General features: G+C 69.4%; 17 protein-coding genes and 1 tRNA gene. 8 read left to right on the forward strand and 10 right to left on the reverse strand.

What is annotated here, in order from left to right; translation table 11 throughout:
* Positions 1-98 precede the first annotated feature (98 nt).
* Positions 99-2,840, reverse strand: a complete 2,742-nt coding sequence (gene polA, locus ABZW17_RS27070) for a DNA polymerase I (protein WP_354819894.1) — start codon at positions 2,838-2,840, stop codon at positions 99-101.
* A gap of 62 nt (positions 2,841-2,902) precedes the next feature.
* Here polA and ABZW17_RS27075 point away from each other — a divergent pair, with 62 nt between their 5' ends.
* The gene (locus ABZW17_RS27075) at positions 2,903-3,343 is read left to right on the forward strand and encodes a hotdog fold thioesterase (RefSeq protein WP_354819897.1); all 441 of its coding nucleotides are present in this window, start codon (positions 2,903-2,905) and stop codon (positions 3,341-3,343) included.
* 4 nt (positions 3,344-3,347) lie between these two features.
* Complete coding sequence (locus tag ABZW17_RS27080) at positions 3,348-4,319, forward strand: LysR family transcriptional regulator (protein ID WP_354819900.1); 972 nt, start codon at positions 3,348-3,350, stop codon at positions 4,317-4,319.
* Here ABZW17_RS27080 and ABZW17_RS27085 read toward each other — a convergent pair.
* The 7 genes from ABZW17_RS27085 to ABZW17_RS27115 all read right to left on the reverse strand — a co-directional run bounded on the left by ABZW17_RS27085 (position 4,285) and on the right by ABZW17_RS27115 (position 11,294).
* Positions 4,285-5,046 carry a prolyl oligopeptidase family serine peptidase gene (locus ABZW17_RS27085; RefSeq protein ID WP_354819903.1) on the reverse strand — a complete coding sequence of 254 codons (762 nt, stop codon included), beginning with the start codon at positions 5,044-5,046 and terminating at the stop codon, positions 4,285-4,287. The two genes, ABZW17_RS27080 and ABZW17_RS27085, sit on opposite strands and share 35 nt — an antisense overlap.
* A 157-nt stretch (positions 5,047-5,203) precedes the next feature.
* The gene (locus tag ABZW17_RS27090; RefSeq protein WP_354819906.1) at positions 5,204-5,917 is read right to left on the reverse strand and encodes an ABC transporter ATP-binding protein; all 714 of its coding nucleotides are present in this window, start codon (positions 5,915-5,917) and stop codon (positions 5,204-5,206) included.
* On the reverse strand, positions 5,904-6,830 hold the full coding sequence (locus tag ABZW17_RS27095; protein WP_354819909.1) for an ABC transporter ATP-binding protein: 927 nt from the start codon (positions 6,828-6,830) through the stop codon (positions 5,904-5,906). The genes ABZW17_RS27090 and ABZW17_RS27095 overlap by 14 nt, the downstream gene beginning before the upstream one ends.
* Positions 6,827-7,972, reverse strand: a complete 1,146-nt coding sequence (locus ABZW17_RS27100; RefSeq protein WP_354819912.1) for a branched-chain amino acid ABC transporter permease — start codon at positions 7,970-7,972, stop codon at positions 6,827-6,829. The genes ABZW17_RS27095 and ABZW17_RS27100 overlap by 4 nt, the downstream gene beginning before the upstream one ends.
* Positions 7,969-8,979 (reverse strand): branched-chain amino acid ABC transporter permease, encoded by a 1,011-nt coding sequence (locus ABZW17_RS27105; RefSeq protein WP_354819985.1) that lies wholly within the window; start codon positions 8,977-8,979, stop codon positions 7,969-7,971. The genes ABZW17_RS27100 and ABZW17_RS27105 overlap by 4 nt, the downstream gene beginning before the upstream one ends.
* A 94-nt stretch (positions 8,980-9,073) precedes the next feature.
* On the reverse strand, positions 9,074-10,255 hold the full coding sequence (locus ABZW17_RS27110) for a branched-chain amino acid ABC transporter substrate-binding protein (protein ID WP_354819915.1): 1,182 nt from the start codon (positions 10,253-10,255) through the stop codon (positions 9,074-9,076).
* A gap of 424 nt (positions 10,256-10,679) precedes the next feature.
* The gene (locus ABZW17_RS27115; protein WP_354819918.1) at positions 10,680-11,294 is read right to left on the reverse strand and encodes a response regulator; all 615 of its coding nucleotides are present in this window, start codon (positions 11,292-11,294) and stop codon (positions 10,680-10,682) included.
* 186 nt (positions 11,295-11,480) lie between these two features.
* Here ABZW17_RS27115 and ABZW17_RS27120 point away from each other — a divergent pair.
* The 5 genes from ABZW17_RS27120 (at position 11,481) to ABZW17_RS27140 (ending at position 16,225) form a co-directional block, all read left to right on the forward strand.
* Positions 11,481-11,554, forward strand: a tRNA-Leu gene (locus ABZW17_RS27120).
* Between the two features lie 280 nt (positions 11,555-11,834).
* Entirely contained in the window at positions 11,835-12,506 is a 672-nt protein-coding gene (locus tag ABZW17_RS27125; RefSeq protein ID WP_354819920.1) for a Crp/Fnr family transcriptional regulator, read from the forward strand.
* 67 nt (positions 12,507-12,573) lie between these two features.
* Complete coding sequence (locus ABZW17_RS27130; RefSeq protein WP_354819923.1) at positions 12,574-13,479, forward strand: hypothetical protein; 906 nt, start codon at positions 12,574-12,576, stop codon at positions 13,477-13,479.
* Positions 13,479-15,482 carry a hypothetical protein gene (locus ABZW17_RS27135; RefSeq protein WP_354819925.1) on the forward strand — a complete coding sequence of 668 codons (2,004 nt, stop codon included), beginning with the start codon at positions 13,479-13,481 and terminating at the stop codon, positions 15,480-15,482. Before ABZW17_RS27130 ends, ABZW17_RS27135 begins: the two co-directional genes overlap by 1 nt.
* Positions 15,483-15,604: 122 nt before the next feature.
* Positions 15,605-16,225, forward strand: a complete 621-nt coding sequence (locus tag ABZW17_RS27140) for a hypothetical protein (RefSeq protein ID WP_354819928.1) — start codon at positions 15,605-15,607, stop codon at positions 16,223-16,225.
* Between the two features lie 55 nt (positions 16,226-16,280).
* Here ABZW17_RS27140 and ABZW17_RS27145 read toward each other — a convergent pair whose 3' ends face one another.
* Positions 16,281-17,024 (reverse strand): hypothetical protein, encoded by a 744-nt coding sequence (locus tag ABZW17_RS27145; RefSeq protein ID WP_354819931.1) that lies wholly within the window; start codon positions 17,022-17,024, stop codon positions 16,281-16,283.
* A 49-nt stretch (positions 17,025-17,073) separates the two neighbouring features.
* Complete coding sequence (locus ABZW17_RS27150; RefSeq protein ID WP_354819934.1) at positions 17,074-17,484, reverse strand: hypothetical protein; 411 nt, start codon at positions 17,482-17,484, stop codon at positions 17,074-17,076.
* 347 nt (positions 17,485-17,831) lie between these two features.
* On the opposite strand from ABZW17_RS27150, the gene ABZW17_RS27155 reads away from it, so the two are divergent.
* The gene (locus ABZW17_RS27155; RefSeq protein ID WP_354819937.1) at positions 17,832-19,706 is read left to right on the forward strand and encodes a glycoside hydrolase family 44 protein; all 1,875 of its coding nucleotides are present in this window, start codon (positions 17,832-17,834) and stop codon (positions 19,704-19,706) included.
* The last annotated feature ends 43 nt before the right edge of the window (positions 19,707-19,749 follow it).

Genomic DNA, 19,749 nt, shown 5'->3' on the forward strand with positions numbered 1-19,749 from the left:
CCCAGCCTCGCCGCGGCACCCGGTGCCCGACGACGGCCGCCCGAGTACATCCGCGCCACGACCCGGTGATCCGGGTCGTGACGCCGAGTGAGCAGAAGCTAGTGCGCGGCCTCGTTCCAGGACCGGCCATAGCCGACCGACACCTCGAGCGGCACGGCCAGCGAGTACGCCGAGCCCATGCCTTCGCGGACCAGCTTCTCCAGCTGCTCCTTCTCGCCCTCCGCGACTTCGAGCACCAGTTCGTCGTGGACCTGCAGCAGGATCCGGCTCTTCAGCTTCGCCTCGACGAGCGCGCGGTGGACGTTCAGCATCGCCACCTTGATGATGTCGGCCGCACTGCCCTGGATCGGGGCGTTGAGCGCCATCCGCTCGGCCATCTCGCGGCGCTGGCGGTTGTCGCTGTTGAGGTCCGGCAGGTAGCGGCGGCGGCCGAACACCGTTTCGGTGTAGCCGTTCTTCGCCGCGACGCCGACGACCGAGTGGAGGTAGTCGCTGATGCCGCCGAAGCGGGTGAAGTACGCCTCCATCTGCTCCTTGGCTTCTTCGGTGGAGATCCGCAGCTGCTGCGAAAGCCCGTACGCCGACAGCCCGTACGCGAGCCCGTACGACATCGCCTTGACGCGGTAGCGCAGCTCCGGCGTGATCTCCTCCGGCGGCATCGAGAACGCCCGCGACGCGACGAACGTGTGCAGGTCCTCGCCGGAGTTGAACGCCTCGATGAGGCCCTCGTCCTGCGAGAGGTGCGCCATGATCCGCATTTCGATCTGGCTGTAGTCCGCGGTCATCAGCTCGGTGAAGCCCTCGCCGACGATGAAGGCGTCGCGGATGCGGCGGCCTTCCTCGGTGCGGACGGGGATGTTCTGCAGGTTCGGTTCGGTCGAGGACAGCCGGCCGGTGGCCGCGATCGTCTGCAGCAGCGTGGTGTGGATGCGCCCGTCGTCGGCGACGGACTTGATCAGCCCCTCGACCGTCGTGCGCAGCTTCGTCGCGTCCCGGTGCTCCAGCATGTGCTGCAGGAACGGGTGTTCGGTCTTCTCGAACAGCCCCTGCAGCGCCTCGGCGTCGGTCGTGTAGCCGGTCTTGGTGCGCTTGGTCTTCGGCATGCCGAGCTCGTCGAACAGCACGACCTGCAGCTGCTTCGGCGAGCCGAGGTTGATCTGCTTGCCGATGACTTCGTACGCCGCTTCGGCGGCCTGCGTGACGCGCGAAAGGTAGTGCGCTTCGAGCGTGGTGAGCTGCTCCAGGTCGACGGCGACACCGGCGATCTCCAGCTCGGTGATGACCTCCAGCAGCGGCAGTTCCAGCTCGGCGAGCAGCTTCGCGCCGCCGATCTGCTCGAGCTCCTTGTCGAGCGCGCCGGCCAGCTCGAAGATCGCGCGGGCCTTCACCAGCTCGTCCTGGATTTCCTTCTGCTCCAAGCCTTCCGCGCCGCCGTCGAGCAGGGACAGCTGCCCGTCGCCGCCGTCGGTTTCCGAGCGCAGCTCGCGGTGCAGGTAGCGCAGCGCGAGGTCGTCGAGCTCGAACGTGCGCTGCCCGGGCCGCACCAGGTACGCGGCCAGCGCGGTGTCCATCGCGAGCCCGGCCAGCGCCCAGCCGCGGCCCCGGATCGCGTGCAGCGGGACCTTGAGGTCGTGGCCGGTCTTGCGGACCGTGCTGTCGGCGAACCAGGCGGCCAGCGCCGCGTCGTCGGCCTGGTCCATGGCCGTGACGTCGACATACGCGCCTTCGCCGTCGGCCGTCGCGAAGGCGATCGCCCGCAGGTCGGACCGGACCGACGTGCCGACCGTGCGGAAGGACAGCGCCACCGGCTCGCCCTCGCCCGCGTGCGCGGCCAGCCACGCGCCCAGCGCGCCCGGCGCGAGCGCGGAACCCGAGACCTCGAAACCCTCGTCGGCCTCCGGCTCGGCGCTCTGCAGCGTCGCGAACAGCCTGTCCCGCAGCACGCGGAACTCCAGCTCGTCGAACAGCGCGTGCACCGCCTCGCGGTCCCAGGGGCGCAGCTCCAGCCCGGTGGGCCCGACCTCCAGCTCGACGTCCCGGATCAGCTCGGTCAGCTGCCGGTTGAGCTGCACGGCGGACAGGTGCGCCCGCAGCGCGTCGCCGACCTTGCCCTTGACCTCGTCGACGCGGTCGATGAGGTCGTCGAGCGAGCCGAACTGCTTGATCCACTTGGCCGCGGTCTTCTCGCCGACACCGGGGATGCTCGGCAGGTTGTCCGACGGGTCGCCGCGCAGCGCCGCGAAGTCCGGGTACTGCCGCGGGGTGAGCCCGTACTTCTCCTCGACGGCGTCCGGCGTGAACCGCGTCATCTCCGAGACGCCGCGCTTCGGGTACAGCACGGTGACCTGCTCGGTCACCAGCTGCAGCGCGTCGCGGTCGCCGGTACAGATGAGGACGTCGAAGCCGTCGGCCGTCGCCTGCGTGGTGAGCGTGGCGATGATGTCGTCGGCCTCGAAGTTCTCCTTCACCAGCGACGGGATGCCGAGCACGCCGAGGACGTCCTTGACCAGGTCCACCTGGCCGCGGAACTCGTCCGGGGTGGTGCTGCGGTTGGCCTTGTAGTCGGCGTAGGTCTCCGAGCGGAACGTCTTGCGCGAGAGGTCGAACGCCACCGCGAGGTGGGTCGGCGCTTCGTCGCGCAGGAGGTTGATGAGCATCGAGGTGAAGCCGAAGACCGCGTTCGTGACCTGACCGGTCTTCGTCCTGAAGTTCTCCGCGGGCAGGGCGAAGAACGCGCGGTAGGCCATCGAATGGCCGTCGATCAGCAGCAGCTTCGGCCGGTCGGCGAGGCTGGTGGATCCTGTGGCGTTGGCAACGGTCGTCTTCTCACTCGGGCTCACGGGGCCGAGTCTAGGCTGAGGGTCCGACACTCTTACGTGTCGCATAGGAACAGGAGCGTTGTGTGACGGAAAGTGCCGCCCCCATCGACGTGGAGCGGCTGTCGGGCATCGACCCGGCGGCGGCGGACCAGCAGCTGAACGACAAGATCGGGATGAAGCTGCTGGAAGCGACGGCCGAGCGCGTGGTCGGCACGATGCCGGTCGAGGGCAACCTCCAGCCGTACGGCCTGCTGCACGGCGGCGCGAACGCCGTGCTCGCCGAAGCCCTGGGGTCCACGGTCGCCGCGCTGAACGCCGGCCCCGGCAAGGCGGCGATGGGGCTCGAGCTGTCCTGCACCCACCACCGCGCGGTCCGCTCGGGCACGGTCACCGGCGTGGCGACAGCGCTGCACGTCGGCCGCGGCACGATCACCGCGGAAATCGTGCTCACCGACGACGAGGGCCGCCGCACCTGCACCGCGCGGCTCACCTGCGTCGTCCGGGACCGGCCGCCGGGCGCCTGAGCCGGTGGACCTCGACCTCGCCCAGGTGCGGGCGTTCGTGGTGACCGCGGAGCACCGCCACTTCGGGCGGGCCGCCCAGGCGCTGTTCCTCACGCAGCAGGCGCTGTCGAAGCGGATCCGGAAGCTCGAAGACACCCTCGCGACACCGTTGTTCCTGCGCACGCCCCGCGCGGTCGAGCTGACCGCCGACGGCGAGCGGTTCCTCCCGCACGCCCGCGAGCTGCTCCGGGTGGCTGACGCGGCGGTGGCCGCGGTGGGCGCCGAAGACCGGCCGCTGCGGCTCGACGTCCTCGACTTCCGCCTCTCCCCTATGTTCCTGCTGCGCCGCCTCGCCGAGCGCGAGCCGGGGCTGGAGATCGACCGGGTCGCCGGCGGCGGGTTCGCCGCCGCGGTCGAGCCGCTGCTGTCGGGCGAGCTCGACGCCGCCTTCGGCCGGGTCACCGGCGGCGAGCGGCCGCTGCCCGACGAGCTCGAACACCGGGTCGTCCGGCTCGAGCCGCTGGTCGCGCTGCTCGCGCCCGAACACCCGATGGCGGTGCAGGACGTGCTGCGGCTCGAGGACCTGCGGGCCGACGGGATCTGGCTGCCGGGCCTGCGCGGCCCGGCCGAATGGCTGTCCTACCTGCAGGCGATGTGCACCCGGTTCGGCGTGCCGATCGACGACTCCGGCGTCAGCTACGACCTGCGGCACACCCTCGAGCAGACGCGGTACGGCAAGCGGCGGGTCACCCTGGCCGGCGCCGACATGGAGCTGGCGCCGGAGCTGAACCTCAAGGTGCTGCCGTTCGAGCCGTCGCCGTTGTTCCCGTGGTCGCTGGTCTGGCGGCGCGGCAAGGCGCACCCGGCGCTGCGGCGGCTGCTGGCGCTGGCCGGGCGCACCAGCCGTGAAGAGGACTGGTGCGCCCAGGACCCGGAGCACGCCTGGCTGCCGGACGACGACGTCAGCCTCGCAGCCGCCGCCCGAACCACTCCGTGAAAGCGGCGTCGACGCGCGCCGCCTCCGGTGTCCCCGGCGGGAACTCGTGCGCCATCCCGTCGACCACCACCAGCTCGATCCCCAGCTTCTCCCGCAGCGCCTCGGCCGGCTCGCGCACGGCGATGTCGTCGTCCGCGCCGGTGACGACCAGCAGCGGCGCGGTCAGCTCGCCCGCCCGGTCGAGGTAGTCGTGGCGCGCCGCCACTTCGCGCGAACGTTCGCTCCAGGCGTAGGACACCCCGAAGCGGCGCTCGTTGGCCGCGATCATCGGCGTGAGCTGGACGATCGGGCTAGCGACCGCGGCCGCCGTGATCGCGGCGTCCCCCCGCGCCAGCACCTCCAGAGCCACCAGCGCCCCGGCCGAGCCGCCGAACACCCCGAGCGGCCCGGTCGCGCCCGGCAGCCGGTCGCGCAGCTCGGCCAGCGCCGCCGGGAACTCCGCCGCTGCCTGCTCGGTCACCGGGCCGAACACGTTCAGCACGGCGTCCTCGCTCGCGCGGCGGAACACTTCGGCCGGGCCGCCCTCGGGCAGCCGTTTCCCGGACAGGGGCAGCCCGAAGTACACCCGCCACGCCTGCAGGCCCGCCATCGGGACGGCCTCGGCCATCGCCCGCTCACTGGCCGGCTCGTCCATGAGATGCCAGCCCGCCAGCAGGGCCGCCGGCGCGGACTCGTCCGCCGGCGGTACCGCCACGAACGGCACGCCGGCCGCGATCCCTTCCACCATTTCACGCTCCTTCGGTTGTGTCTCAAGCAAACCGCCGGGGAGCGGGCCGGGTCCAACAGCCGTTCCGGCGCCGGCGACAACCACTGGTTGTCGCCGGAAACGCGAACCGGCCCCGCACGCCGGAGCGCGCGGGGCCGGTTCGGGGCCTTCCGGGACGTCAGCCGACGCCCAGGTACGCCTCCTTGATGCTGGTGTCCGCGAGCAGTTCCTTGCCGGTGCCGGTCTTGGTGATCCGGCCGGTCTCCAGCACGTACGCGCGGTGGGCGCGGGACAGCGCCTGCTGCGCGTTCTGCTCCACGAGCAGCACCGTGGTGCCCTGCTTGTTGATCTCCGTGATGATCCGGAAGATCTGCTGGATGAACTGCGGCGCGAGGCCCATCGACGGCTCGTCCAGCAGCAGCAGCTTCGGCTTCGCCATCAGGGCGCGGCCGATGGCGAGCATCTGCTGCTCGCCGCCGGACATCGTGCCGCCCAGCTGGGTCTTGCGTTCGGCCAGCCGCGGGAACAGCTCGAAGACGCGCTCCAGGTCCGCGCTGAGGTCCTTGCGGTCCTTGCGGGCGTAGGCGCCCATGTCGAGGTTCTCCATCACCGTCATGCCGGGGAAGATGCCCCGGCCTTCCGGCGCCTGGGAGATCCCGCGGACCACCCGCAGGTCACCGCGCAGCTTGGAGATGTCCTCGCCGGCGAAGGTGATCTTGCCCGACGAGATCGGCCGGATCCCGGAGATCGCCCGCATGGTCGTCGACTTGCCGGCGCCGTTCGCGCCGATGAGCGTGACGACCTCGCCCTCGTTCACCGAGATGGACAGCCCGGAGACCGCCTGGATCCGTCCGTAGTGGACGGACACGTCCGACAACTCAAGCAACGTCATCGTCAGGCACCCCCAGGTAGGCCGCGATCACCGCGGGGTTCTCGCGGATTTCGGCCGGCACGCCTTCGGCGATCTTCTTGCCGAACTCCAGCACCACGATCCGGTCGGTCACGCCCATGACGAGCTTCATGTCGTGTTCGATCAGCAGGACGGTGTAGCCGTCGTCGCGGATCGTCCGGATCAGGCCCATCAGGTCTTCCTTCTCCGCCGGGTTGAAGCCCGCCGCGGGCTCGTCCAGGCAGAGCAGCTTCGGCTCGGTGGCCAGCGCCCGCGCGATCTCCAGGCGCCGCTGGTAGCCGTAGGGCAGGTTCTTCGCCCGGTCGGCCGCGCGGTCGGCGATGCCGACGAACTCCAGCAGGGCCATCGCCTTCTCGACGGCGGCCTTCTCCTCGCGGTGGTGCCGCGGCAGCCGCAGCAGCGCCCCGAGCAGGCTGGTCTTGTGCCGCGCGTCGGTGCCGACGACGACGTTCTCCAGTGCGGTCATCTCGCTGAAGAGCCGGATGTTCTGGAACGTCCGCGCGATGCCGAGCTGGGTGATGCCGTGCCGGGACGTCTTGCCCAGCGCGTTGCCTTCGAGCCGGACTTCGCCCGACGTCGGCCGGTAGACGCCCGTCATCGCGTTGAAGCACGTCGTCTTGCCCGCGCCGTTCGGCCCGATCAGGCCGAGGATCTCGCCGCGGCGGATGTCGAAGGAGATCTGGTCGAGCGCGACGAGCCCGCCGAAGCGCATGGTGACGTCGTCGACCTCGAGCAGGGTCTGCCCGACCTCGACGTCGATCTCGCGGTCCGGCGCGACGACCTCGGCGACCTCGGCGTCGTGCTCGGCCCGCTCCTCGGCCGTCATCTGCTGCAGCTCGGCGACGAGGCCGCCCTCCGCGACGACCTCGGGGCCGCCGTTCTGGGGGTCGGTCATGACTTGCTCCCCGGGGTCGGTTCGGTCTGCAGCGCACCGTCACTGCTGATCTGCTCGCCCCGGCCCAGCAGCCGCTGATAGGCCTGCCTGCCGTAGGCGAGCAGGCGCTGGCGGGCGCCGAGCAGGCCCTGCGGGCGGAAGATCATCAGGATGATCAGCGCCAGGCCGAAGATCAGGTACTTGTACTCGGCGATCGCCTGGAACCGCAGCGGGACGTAGGCGACCACGCACGCGCCCAGCAGGACGCCGACCTTGTTGCCCGAGCCGCCGAGGATCACCGCGGCCAGGAACAGCATCGACGTCACGACGTCGAACTTCTGGTTGTTCACGAAGCCGAGCTGGCCGGCGTAGAGCGCCCCGGAGAGGCCGCCGATCGCCGCGCCGCTGATGAACGCCCAGATCTTGAACTTGAACGTCGGGACGCCCATGATCTCGGCCGCGTCCTCGTCGTCCCGGATGGCGACCCACGCGCGGCCGACCCGGCTGCGCTCCAGGTTCCCGACCAGGAACAGCACGGCGATGATCAGCGTGACGCACAGCCAGTACCACGGGATGCCGTTCGAGTTGTTGAACAGCGGCGACCCGTCGGCGTTCGTGCCCGGCGGGTGCCCGACCTCCTTGAACCCGGAGTTGCCGCGCAGCGGGCCGACGTTGTCGGCGAGCAGGCGGACGATCTCGCCGAAACCGAGCGTCACGATCGCCAGGTAGTCCCCGCGCAACCGCAGTGTCGGTGTCCCGAGGATCACGCCGAAGACCATCGTGACGGCCATGGCGATCGGCAGCACGACGAGGAACGGCAGGTGCGACAGCGACGAGTCGGGGCTGGTGAACAGCGCCATCACGTACGCGCCGATGGCGAAGAAGCCGACGTACCCGAGGTCCAGCAGGCCGGCCTGCCCGACGACGACGTTGAGGCCGATGGCGACCAGCGCGTAGCGGGCCACCTCGAACATCGCGATCGGGAAGTCGTAGCCGGGCTGGGTGGTCAGGATCGGCGGGTTCAGCACCGGCAGGAAGTAGATGAGCACCACCAGCGGGATCAGGATGACCCACTGCTGCACGCGGCTGAGGTTGTTCCAGCGCTCGCCGAACGAGCGCTTGCCGGCGGTCGCGGCCGCCGGCTGGGTCGTGGTCGTGGTCATACCCGGGCCTTTCCGAGCGACTCACCGAGGATGCCGGTGGGCCGGATCATCAGGACGAGCACCAGCAGCACGAACGCGACGATGTCGCGCCAGCCGCCGCCGAACAGCGACTGGCCGTAGTTCTCCGCGACGCCGAGCAGCAGGCCGCCCAGCAGCGCGCCGCGCAGGTTGCCGATACCGCCGAGCACCGCCGCGGTGAACGCCTTGATGCCGAGCAGGAAGCCGCCCTGGTACCAGGCGCCCTGCGGGATCTTCATCATGTAGAACAGCGCCGCCGCACCGGCGAGCAGGCCGCCGATGAGGAACGTCAGCATGATGACGCGTTCCTTGTTGACGCCCATCAGCGTCGCCGTGTCGGGGTCCTGCGCCACCGCGCGGATACCGCGCCCGAACTTGGTCTTGTTGACGAAGTAGTTGGCGCCCAGCATCAGCACGATCGAGGCGACGACCGTGATGATCGTGACGTTGGTGATGCTGCCGCCGAAGAGCGTGAAGACCTCTTCGTTGCGCATCAGGCGGATGCCGAGTTCGGGGTTGCCGCCGCGCCAGATGAAGATCAGCTGCTGCAGCACGAAGGACGCGCCGATCGCGGTGATCAGGAAGACGAGCTTGGGTGCCCCGCGTTTTCGCAGGGGGCGGTAGGCCACGCGTTCCAGGACCACCGCCGTGCCGCCGGAGACGGCCATCGACGCCAGCAACGCCAGCAGCAGGAAGCCGACCAGCTCCACCACCGACAGCGTGGGCGTGTTGCCGGGCCGGAACCCGAGGCCGTAGAAGGTGAACCACGTCGCGTAGACGCCGTAGATGAAGACTTCGGAGTGGGCGAAGTTGATGAGCTTGAGGACGCCGTACACCAGGGTGTAGCCCAGCGCCACGAGCGCGTAGATGCTGCCGTAGGCGAGCCCGTCGAACGTGTTGTTCCAGAACTGGTCCAGGAACGCGTTCACGTCGAACGTGATCCAGCTGTCGCTGTGGACCAGCACGGCCGAGCTCAGGTCATGAGTCAATGACACACTAGTTCTCCATGTGGGACCGGGGTGCAGGCCCGGCGGGATCCAGCCGCCGGACGTGCACCCCGGTAATCAGAACGGAAGCGTTGCGCTACTTGATCTCGGTGTTGCGGACGATCTTCCCGCCCTCGACCTTGTAGGTCCACACGGTCGTGCTGGAGAGCTCGCCCTTGTCGTCCCACTTGAAGTGCTTCGTGATGCCCTGGCCGTCGTAGCTCTTGACGAAGTCGAGCAGGCCGGCGCGGTCCTTCTTGCCGGAGTCGATGCCCTTGAGCAGGATCGTCGCCAGGTCGTAGGCCTCGGGCGAGTAGGTGCCCGGGTCCTTGCCGACCGCGGCCTTGTAGGCGTCGGTGAACTTGGTGAACTGGTCCGCCGGGACGCAGGGGCAGGTGAAGTACGCGTTCGCGGCCGCTTCGCCGGCGCCCTTGACGAACTCGTCGTCCTTCACGCCGTCCGGGCCGACGAACTTGGCCGTGACACCCGCGTCGTTCAGCTGCTGCGCGAAGGGCGCGGCTTCCTGGTAGTAACCGGAGTAGAAGACGGCGTCCGGCTTCTCGCTCTTGATCTTGTTGACCACGGCCGAGAAGTCGGTCTGCTTGGTCTTGACGCTGTCCTGGCAGGTGCCCTTGTCACCGAGCGCCTGGATGGTCGAGGCGGCCAGGCCGGTGCCGTAGTCGGAGTCGTCCTTGATGACGCACACCTTGTTGGCCTTGAGGTCGCCGGTCATGAACTTCGCGGCGGCCGGGCCCTGGGTGTTGTCGTTGCCCAGGCCGCGGAAGAAGGTCTTCCAGCCGTTCTGGGACAGCGTCGGGTTGGTGGCCGACGGGGTGACCGTGACCAGGCCGGCACCGTTGAAGATGTTGCCGGCGGCCTTCGACTCGCCCGAGAACGGCAGGCCGACGACGCCGATGATGGCCGGCGTGTTGACGATCTGCGTCACGATGCCGGGCGCCTTGTCCGGCGTGCCCTCGGTGTCGAACTGCTCCAGCTTGACCTGGCAGCCCGGGTTGGCCTTGTTGTGCTGGTCGACGGCGAGCTTCGCGCCGTTCAGGATGTTGACGCCCAGCGCGGCGTTGGCGCCGTTGATGGTGCCCGCGTACGCGATGGAGGTCGGGGCACACTGGGCCTTGCCGTCGCCGGCCGGGTCGGCCGCGTCGGCGGCGGCGGACGGCGCCGCGGCCTGGGACTGGGAGCTCGAGCTGTTGCTGTTCGAGCCGCTGTCCGTCCGCGCCGAACACGCGCTGAGGGCGATGGCCCCGACACTGGCCAGCACGATGACCCTCGCAAGTCGTGCTTTCTGCACTCGTTCCTCCAAATGCCACCTGGCCGCCCGGTCGGGCGGCTGTCCCGGCGTGGGACCTGACTGGCCGCTGAAAGTAGCCGCCCCGGAGGCCGTTGCACAGAGTCACACGTGCTCTTGTAGCCACATCGTGACGGTCGTCACGAGTATTAACGTATGGTTTACACCCGCTCGTCGTAATACGACCAGCGGGTGGTGACTCTCGGTGCCCGACAGCCCGCAGACTGCCCCTTGACGCCCGGCGCAAGGTGTGCAGAGTCTACGGACCCGGCGTCGATCATGGTCCCCGGCCACGCCGGGGAAGGCTCGCAAAGGTACCAAGTACGCCCTTTCGGGCACCCGGAGCGTCACGAAAAAGGGGGCAACCGCGATCGCAGCCACCCCCTTTTCGGGTGGATCAGCTCCCGATGCTCTCCACGACGGCCTCGGCGACGGCCTTCATGGTGGTCCGCCGGTCCATGGCGGTGCGCTGGATCCAGCGGAAGGCATCGGGCTCGGTCAGCCCCTGCCGGCTCATCAGCAGGCCCTTGGCCCGGTCGATGACCTTCCGCGTCTCGAGCCGGTCGGTGAGCCCGGCAACCTCGGCCTCGAGGGCCTGCAGCTCGGAGAACCGGCTGACGGCGAGCTCGATGGCGGGCACGAGGTCACGCTTCGCGAAGGGCTTGACGAGGTAGGCCATGGTCCCGGCATCCCGGGCCCGTTCGACGAGATCCCGCTGACTGAAGGCGGTGAGGATGACAACGGGCGCGATCCGGTCACCGGTGATCTTGGCCGCGGCCTCGATGCCGTCCAGCTTGGGCATCTTGACGTCAAGGATCACGAGATCGGGTTTCAGATCGGTGGCGAGCGAGATGGCCTGCTCCCCATCACCGGCCTCCCCGACGACTTCGTAGCCCTCTTCCCGCAGCATTTCGACGAGGTCGAGCCGGATGAGAGCCTCGTCCTCCGCAACGAGCACCCGACGCTGCGGCACGGTGGCGGCACCGTGGGCCTCGGTAGCCTGATCGGTCACCGGGGTCCTCCTGAAGTCTCGGCGGGCGTGGACGTTCCGCGGCTTTCCGCGAACCCGAAGCCTACCGGGAACGATCCAGTGGAAGAGATGGCGTTCACCACGAAGTGGCCAGCATGACACTGGAGCCGAGGAGGGCGGCCCCGGGCAGGAGCGGGGTCCGGTGATCCCGTAGAGTCACGACGTCACGCCCCCGTAGCCCAACTGGCAGAGGCAACGGATTCAAAACCCGTCCAGTGTGAGTTCGAATCTCACCGGGGGCACTGGCGAAAATCCCAGGTCAGCGCCGTATTCTTAGTCTAAGCAGCGACCGGTGACCGACGTCACCCGCCGCGAGCTCGCCGCGGCGCATCGCGGCTGCGTGTCAACCGCCGGTAGGCGTGCAGGCGCGCACCACCGGCGCGGCCGAGCGCATCCGGCGCGATGTCCATCCACTGAGGACAATGCCGCCCCGTTCCCGCACAGCTCCGTGCCGGACAGCGGATGCGGCTGAACAGCTGATCCGCCCGCCACCCCGGCTTCGACCGGCTATCATGATTGTTCGTGCCGGATGATCACGCACGCCGGGGGTTTCGCGCGCTGGTCCACGACCGCACCTGGTCGATGTTGTGTGAGCTCGGCTTCTCCCGCACCTTCACCAAGGGCGAGCCCATCTTCGTGCTCGGCGCCCCGGCGACTTCGGTGCTGCTGCTGACGTCCGGGCGGGTCGAAGTGGGGTGCCGCACCGAGGACGGCGACTACCGTCTGATCGCCCTGCGCGGCGCCGGTGACGTGATCGGTGAGGTGGCCTTCGAGGTCGGTGGGGGCCGCACGGCGGACGTCTTCGCGTTGGAGTCCTGCACGGCTTTCGCAGTGCCCTCGGGCACGTTCGAGCGCGTTCTGGTCGACCACGGCGTCCAGCGGGAAGTCGGCCGGTACGTGGCGGCCAAGCTGCAACGGGCGGGCCAGGACTCCGTGGACATGCTGAGCCAGCCCCCGTTGCGGCGGATCGCGCGGTTGATGGTGCAGCTGGCCGAGCTGGCCGATCCGGGACACGACCCCCGGCTCATCCCGCTGTCGCAGACCCGGCTCGGGCAGGTGCTGGGACTGTCCCGCAGTCTCGTGGCCAACCTGGTCGCCCAATTGCGCCAGGAGGGGACCTTGAGCGCGGAGCGCAGCCTGACCGTCGAACGGTTCGACAAGCTCCGCCGGCACGCATACCCGACCCGGGAGTGACGCAGCTCACTTTGGGGTGTCTTCCGGTGGACATCACTCCGCCGGCCGACGCGCCACAGTGCTTCCCATGACCGAGGAAACGCACTCCCCCGCCCACGAATTGCCGCCGTATCACGCGGTTCTGTCGGTGGATGTCAAGAACTTCAGCGGAGTCACCCCCGCCGACCACTACGCACTGACCGAGCTCATCCCCACGATCCTCGAGCGGGCGTTCGAGCGCGCGGACAACGCCGCGGTCTGGGCCGACCGCCGGTTCCCGGCCGGCCGTGGCGACGGGTTCGTCGTCGGTTTCCGGCCGGAGAGCTTGCCGATCCTGGTCGGGCCGTTCCTCGATGCCCTGCAGGACGAACTGGCCTACCACCACCGCGTGCGCCTGGGCCGGACCGGCGAGCCGACCCGGCTGCGGGTGAGCATCGCGGTGGGCCCGCTGACCGATTCCGGGAACGCCCGGCTCGGGGACGGCTCGGGCGCGGCCATGGTCGAGACGCACCGGCTCCTGGACTGCGAGCCGGTCCGCGAGCTGCTCACCAGCTCCGACCCCGAGGTCACCTTCGTCGCCGCGGTGCTCTCGGCGCGCGTGTACGAGGACGTCGTGCTCTCCGGGTACGCGGCGAAGGCACCGGGTGAGTTCGTCCGTGTCCCGGTGTCGGTGAAGAGCTACGTGGGCGAGGCCTACCTGCACGTGCCGAAGCCCTCGGGTGCCCTGCTGTCCCGGGGCATCGGCACCCCGGACGAGCCGGTGCCCGACAACGCCGTCCCGCGGGAGGAAGCTCCCGGATCCGGTGGGGCGACGAACAACACGATCAACGGCACCGTCTACGGGACCGCGACCCAGATGCGGGATCAGCACCACTGGTCCGAGGGATCCCGGCACTCGCACCAGCACACCGTCGGCGACGGGAACATCGTCACCGGCGGCAACGTACACGGCGGTATCCGGCAGAACGTCCGCAAGAACGGGGAGAAGGGCTGATGACGACCACGGACAGCACCTCGGTCACCGGCGACGGCAACGTGACCGTGGGTGGCCACGTCGCCGGCGGCATTTCCGTCGACCTGCGGAAGGGTGACACGGTCCAGGTCTTCGGCGACCGTGCCGGGTACCGAGACCTGATCGTCCGGGACGAGATCGACCCCGGCCACCTCCTCTGGCTCGAGTCCCGCTTCGCCGAACCGGACACGTTCCCGAAGATCGTGGAGTCCCTGCGCAGGAACAAAGTCGTCTTCCTCCACGGCCGGCCGCGAAGCGGACGGTGGGCGACCGGTGTCCGCGCGCTCCACGCCGTGTCCGGCGCCGAAAAGCCGACGATCAATGTCATCGACTTCGACGAAGACACCCAGCTCGAGTTGCGCCGCGTCGTGCCGGGTGCCTACGTCCTGCTCGACCTGACCGAAACCGGCAGCGAAGTGCTCGACAACGCCGAGGGCCGGGTCAGGAGCTTCCTGGGCACCATCGCGGACGCGAAGGCGCACCTCGTCGTGCTCCTGCCCGAGGCACCACCAGCCGGGCTGCAGGCACTCTACGAGGGCCGGACCGAGCTGGTCACCGAGCCGGACGCCCACGACGTACTGCGCGCCCACCTGGAAAAAACCGAGGTCCCGGTGGAGGTGCTGACCGACCGCCAGATCACCGAGACGCTCGGATCGGCCCGGCCTGCCGACGCTGCCCGGCTCGCCGACCTCCTCGTGCGTGAACACCGGCTCGCCGGTGAGGGAGCCCCGATCCACACGGTGATCAGCCAGGCGATCCTCGCGTACGGCAACTGGACAGCCGAACTGATCACCAGCTACGACAAGAACGACGACTGGAACCGGCGCAGTCTGCTGCTCACCGTCGCCCTGCTCGGCGGCTGTCCGACCGAGACCCAGTACTGGGCGGAACGCGAACTGCTCACCATCGCCGACTACCCGCCCCCCAACGGGAAACTGCTGGAAGGCCGGGGCTTCACCGGCCGGTTGACCGAGCTCAAGGGCGTCAGCCTCACCGGCGATCGGGCGCGGTTCGACCGCCTCGACTACGACCGTTCGGTCCTCCGGCACGTCTGGCGCGGATATCCCGAACTTCGTGACGGGCTGGTGACGTGGGTGACCAACCTCGGGCTCGGGCAACAGCCCCGGCTCGACGACGACGCCACGGCCGGCATGGTGAACCGCTTCCTCGACCTCTGCGCGTCCCAGGGCGCCGTCAAGCCCATCACCCAGGTGGCCGAAAAGTGGGCGAGTTCCGGCAAGGCGGCGCACGGCCGTGCAGCCGCCGACCTGCTCACCGCCGGAGCCCTCGACAACCGCATCTCCTCATCGGTGCACCACCAGCTGAACCGGTGGGCCGGCAAACCCGACCTCTCCCCCGCGCTCGTCCACCTCGTGCTGGCGGTGTGCCGGTCCGAGTTCGGCCGCCGGTACACCGACAAGGCGCTCACCCGGCTCGGCAACCTCGCCGTGCACAACGACCGGCGCGTCAGCGACCAGGTCGTCGCGGCGGTGCTCGCCCTCGTCCGCGACAACGGTGCCTTCCCGCAGCTGCTGACGAAACTCGACGAGTGGCTGCGCAGCGGCAAGCAACGGCAGCGAGCCGTCGCCGTGCGCGTCCTGCGCGATCTGCTCTCCGCGGACGCCGGCGAGTTCATCGGGGTCCACCGCCAGGCGCTGGTCCGGATCTGGCAGGCCCTGCTGGATCTGGAGGACCACGCGCTCGTCCACGAGGCGATCGGATCCTGGCTCGACCTGACGACCGGCTCGAACCAGCGGGCCTTCCTGATCGGGGTCCTGGGCGAGGCCACGGCAGCGTCCGACGCGCCGATAACGCGGATCGGCACGGTGCGCATGGCCGCCGACCGATGGCTCGGATTCGTCCCCCGCTACTGGGAAGACCATGATCACACCGACCTCCGCCTCGCCACGCACCAAGCGCTGGCAGAGGAACTGCTGACCAAACATCCGTTCGCCCCGCAGCCCCGGCGGGACGAGGCCTCCTGAGCATGCGATGGCGCCGCACCACACCGGTCGGGCCGGCCCAGAACGAGCCCGACCGGCGCGCACCGTTCGCGGGCCCGATCCCCAGCAAGCTGGCCGGCTTCGACTTCCGGATGCGGTGCACAGTGGTCTGGAACGCGTCACCAGCCTGGCAGGGGAAAGCCCTCCAGGCAGTCGCCGACCATGCCACCACCCTGCTGAGCGGCTATTCGCCCATCCACGCCGACCTCGCCGGCACCCGGCTGATCGCGGACCTGACAACAGGCAGGACGTTGTCCGCGGACCCGCCGATCCGGGCCTGGGCGGAGGATGTCGTCGTCACCGTCGATCCGGACCAGCTCGAGCTGGCACGGCACCACGCACAACACCTCCGGGAGCAGGAAGTCGCCGCGGCCGGTCACGGAGTCGAACGCACCGAACTCCGCTACCTGAGGGAAACTGTCTTCAAGGACACGGCATCGGCGGCGCTGTGGTGGCTGCGACACCACGACCACGACGTCACCGCGCTGAAATCGGTCTTCCCGGACCTGGAACACGCGGTGAAGCTCGTCGACGGCGGCGACGCCCCGGGTCCGGTGGACGCTCTCATCACCGCTTTCGATGCGCTGACCCCGGATCTCGACCACCGCGCTCGGTACGAACTCCACCAGCAACTGGCGCACATCCTTTCCGCATTGGGACGGAGCGAGGCCGCGGAATCCCTGCTCTCCCGCGCCGGAGCGCACCCGCCGGACGAGCCTGCCTGACCCATGCGGACGACCCACGGGTCCGGAAACGCCCGCGAGCCCGCGGTGTGCCGACTCACCGGTTCCGGGTGACGGTGTTGCCCTGGGAACCGGGAGTATGGGTCAACCTTGCCGCAAGGCAGTCGCTCGGGCCGATACGCATGCTGTCACACCACCCGTTCGCTGCGGCTGCGCTCGGGAACGGGACCGCGACGACCGTGATCCAGTAATCCGGCAGCCGGAAAGTCGTGTAGTCCTGGGATTTCAGCAGCAGAGCATGGGGGTACACGCCTACGAGATGGTGGTACTCGGCCAAGATCGTGCGGTAGTCGAAGGTGGTTCCGGACACGACCAGGCCGACTTTCTTCGCCGACAGTTCCGGAACCCAGGATCCGAGGAGGGCTTCCACCTCTGCCTGGTCATTCACGACTTGCTGTTCGAGTTCCGTCTTCGCCAGGCTTTCGTTGTCCACGGCCGGAACAGGACTGGACGGAGCATTGTTCGTGCTGGACAACGGGGTGGAAAGGGGCGGCTGCTGCGTGCCCGGGATTTGCGGGACGGGCTGGAGGTGCGAGGCGATCGTCGCCAGCACCCCGACGAGCACCGTCGAGACAGCCGCAGCCGTGGCGAGGGAACTCAGCCGGTGCGTGCGCACGGAAGCCGGCCGGTGGTTCCGCGCCGAAGCTGGTTCGGACGTGCCCCTGAGCGCGGATCGCGCGGGCGGGGGCCGATCGTTCAGGTCGACACCCAGCACGATGGCGACGGCCCGGCGGGGCAGGGAATGGTGCGCACGGATCGTCCCCACCCTGGTGTCGACCACGGGGTGACCGGTGCCCAGGAGGACGTTCAGCGACCTTTTCCACAGAGAGTCACTCGCCATGGCGTACCCCGTTGTCGACGCCATCGTCTCTCAGGTCTGCCACCGGCGGCACCTGGTCATCGGTCGCACCGGCAACGAGGTTCTGGGTCAACCGGACCTCGCCCAGCTGAGCCAGGATGGCCGGAGCGGAGACCCCGGCGAGAATCGCGCCGGCGACTCCGGTCACCGTGCCGGCGTTGGTGAGGAAGAAGCCGACCAGACCGCCGATGACGATTTGCGCGGCCATTCCCACGAGCTCGGCGGTCCAGTCCGCGGCGTCGGCGAGCCGCGGCCGGCCGAGCGGCGAACCGAGCACGGTTCTGCGTTGCTGCAACCACGTGGTTATCCCGCGGTAGAGAGCGAGGATTCCACGGATCGACCCGCCGACACCTCCGCAGAGGGTGGCGATCCAGATCGTCATGGTGCACTTCCCGTTTCGATCTTGCCTCCGGCTCGTTCGGTTCTTGTGTCGTAGCCTGGGAGTATTTGTTACGACATCAGCGGGCCGACAGGTGTCCCCTTCGCCGCCGGCCCGGTGAAACTTTCACACCGGAGCCGAACGCGAAATCGTCGACGCGTGCGCCTTCTGGCGTAACGGCAAACGCTTGCCCGCGCAGCCGGGTTGCCCGGCGCCGGGGGTGACTTGACGCTTGCTTCCGGCCACACCACCGTGCTGTCGAGGAATGTCCAGGCACACGATCGGTGGAGGCTTCCGTGACGGCTGGTCGGCGACGGCGGAAGCGGCTGGGTGTCACCACAGCCGGCGTGGTGACGTCTCTCGTGGCGGTGACGCTCACGGCCCCGGCGGTCTCGGCCGCGCCCGGGCCCGCGCTGTCGGTCGACGTCTCCGCCGCCCGGCATCCGATCAGTCCCGGTATCTACGGGCTCAACGGCGGCGATCCGGCCTTCAACGCCGAAATCGGCCAGACGGTCGCGCGCTGGGGCGGCAACGCCACCAGCCGGTACAACTTCAAGAACAGCACGTACAACACCGGCAGTGACTGGTACTTCGAAAACATCGTCGCCGACCGCGAACACTCTGTCGAAGGGATGGTCGGGTCCAACCTCGGCCGCGGGATCAAGCCGGTCGTCACCGTGCCGCTGAGCGGGTGGGTGGCCAAGGATTCGCCGTCGTCGCACCCGTTCGCCTGCGGGTTCCCGGCGACCCGGTACCCGCGGCAGGACAGCTTCGACCAGTGGGATCCCCAGTGCGGCAACGGCAAGCTCGACCAGCAGAACCTCGACGGCGACCCGGCCGACACCTCGATCGCCGCGGACGCGACCTTCGACGGCGAGATGGTGTCGCACCTGGTCAGCCAGTTCGGCACCGCGGCACAGGGTGGCGTGCCGATCTACGAACTCGACAACGAACCGGTGCTCTGGTCCAGCACGCACCGGGACGTGCACCCGCAACCGGTCTCGGACGACGAACTCGGCGGCAAGGGCACCGCCGCCGCCGCGGCGATCAAGGCGGCCGACCCCGGCGCCGCGGTCCTCGGCCCGTCCGGCTGGGGGTACTGCGAATGGGTCGCGTCCGGAGTGGACGGTTGCGGGCCGGGCGCCGACTCGGCCGCGCACGGCGGGCTCAACCTGTCCCAGTGGTACCTGAAGAACATGAAGGACTACAGCGACGCCCACGGCGGCAGGCGCTTCCTCGACTACTTCGACCAGCACTTCTACCCGCAGATCAGCGGCGACAAGACCCCCGAAGCCAACGCGCTGCGGCTGCGGTCCGTCCGGTCGCTGTGGGACCCGACCTACGTCGAGGAGTCCTGGATCGGTCCCAGCGGGGTCAACGCTCCTCCGCTGCAGTTCATCCGCACGATGAAACAGTGGATCGCCCAGTACAACCCCGGCACCAAGACCGCCATCACCGAATACAACTGGGGTGCCCTGGACGACATCAACGGCGCGCTGGCGGAGGCCGACATCCTGGGCGTCTTCGGCCGGGAGGGCCTCGACCTCGCCACGATGTGGGGCGAGCCCAAGCCGACCGACCCGGGCGCGTACGCGTTCCGGATGTACCGCAACTACGACGGCGCCGGCAGCCGGTTCGGTGACGTCAGCGTGTCGGCGACCGCCGCCGACCAAGGCCGGCTGGCGGTGTACGCGGCGCAGCGGTCCTCCGACCAGGCGCTGACCGTCATGGTCGTCAACAAGACCGGCGGCGACCTGACCTCGCCGCTGTCGGTGGCCGGGTTCGACAACGCCGGTGCGGCACAGCGGTTCACCTACAGCCCGGCGAACCTGAACGCCATCGTGCGCGGCGACGGCGTCCCGGCGAGCGACGGCCGGATCGACGCGACCTACCCGGCGAACTCCATCACGCTGCTGGTCCTGCCGGCAGCCGGGTGTTCGGCGAGCCTGCAGGTCAACGGCGGCTGGGGCACCGGGCACGTCGCGACGGTGACCGTCACCAACGACCGCCGCACGGCGATCACCGGCTGGCGGGTCGGCTGGACCTGGCCCGGCGGCCAGCAGGTCACCAACTCGTGGAACACCACCCTGAAGCAGGACGGCGCGAACGTCGTCGCCGCCGACGCCGGTTGGAACGGCCGGATCGGTGCGGGCGGCAGCACCACCTTCGGGTTCCAGGCGACCGGGAACGCACCACCACCGACCCTGACCTGCACGCCCACCTGAGGACGCCGGTCTTCCCGGCAGGAGCCGGAATTCCCATGAGCCC

This window comes from Amycolatopsis sp. NPDC004625 (assembly GCF_040609695.1).
GTDB lineage: Bacteria > Actinomycetota > Actinomycetes > Mycobacteriales > Pseudonocardiaceae > Amycolatopsis.

Bases quoted from the DNA above. Each gene is read 5' to 3' on its own strand.
- ABZW17_RS27095 (WP_354819909.1), bottom strand. From the start codon at position 6,830: ATGACCGACCCCCAGAACGGCGGCCCCGAGGTCGTCGCGGAGGGCGGC.
- ABZW17_RS27150 (WP_354819934.1), bottom strand. From the start codon at position 17,484: ATGACGATCTGGATCGCCACCCTCTGCGGAGGTGTCGGCGGGTCGATC.
- ABZW17_RS27100 (WP_354819912.1), bottom strand. From the start codon at position 7,972: ATGACCACGACCACGACCCAGCCGGCGGCCGCGACCGCCGGCAAGCGC.
- ABZW17_RS27135 (WP_354819925.1), top strand. From the start codon at position 13,479: ATGACGACCACGGACAGCACCTCGGTCACCGGCGACGGCAACGTGACC.
- ABZW17_RS27090 (WP_354819906.1), bottom strand. From the start codon at position 5,917: ATGACGTTGCTTGAGTTGTCGGACGTGTCCGTCCACTACGGACGGATC.
- ABZW17_RS27085 (WP_354819903.1), bottom strand. From the start codon at position 5,046: ATGGTGGAAGGGATCGCGGCCGGCGTGCCGTTCGTGGCGGTACCGCCG.
- ABZW17_RS27130 (WP_354819923.1), top strand. From the start codon at position 12,574: ATGACCGAGGAAACGCACTCCCCCGCCCACGAATTGCCGCCGTATCAC.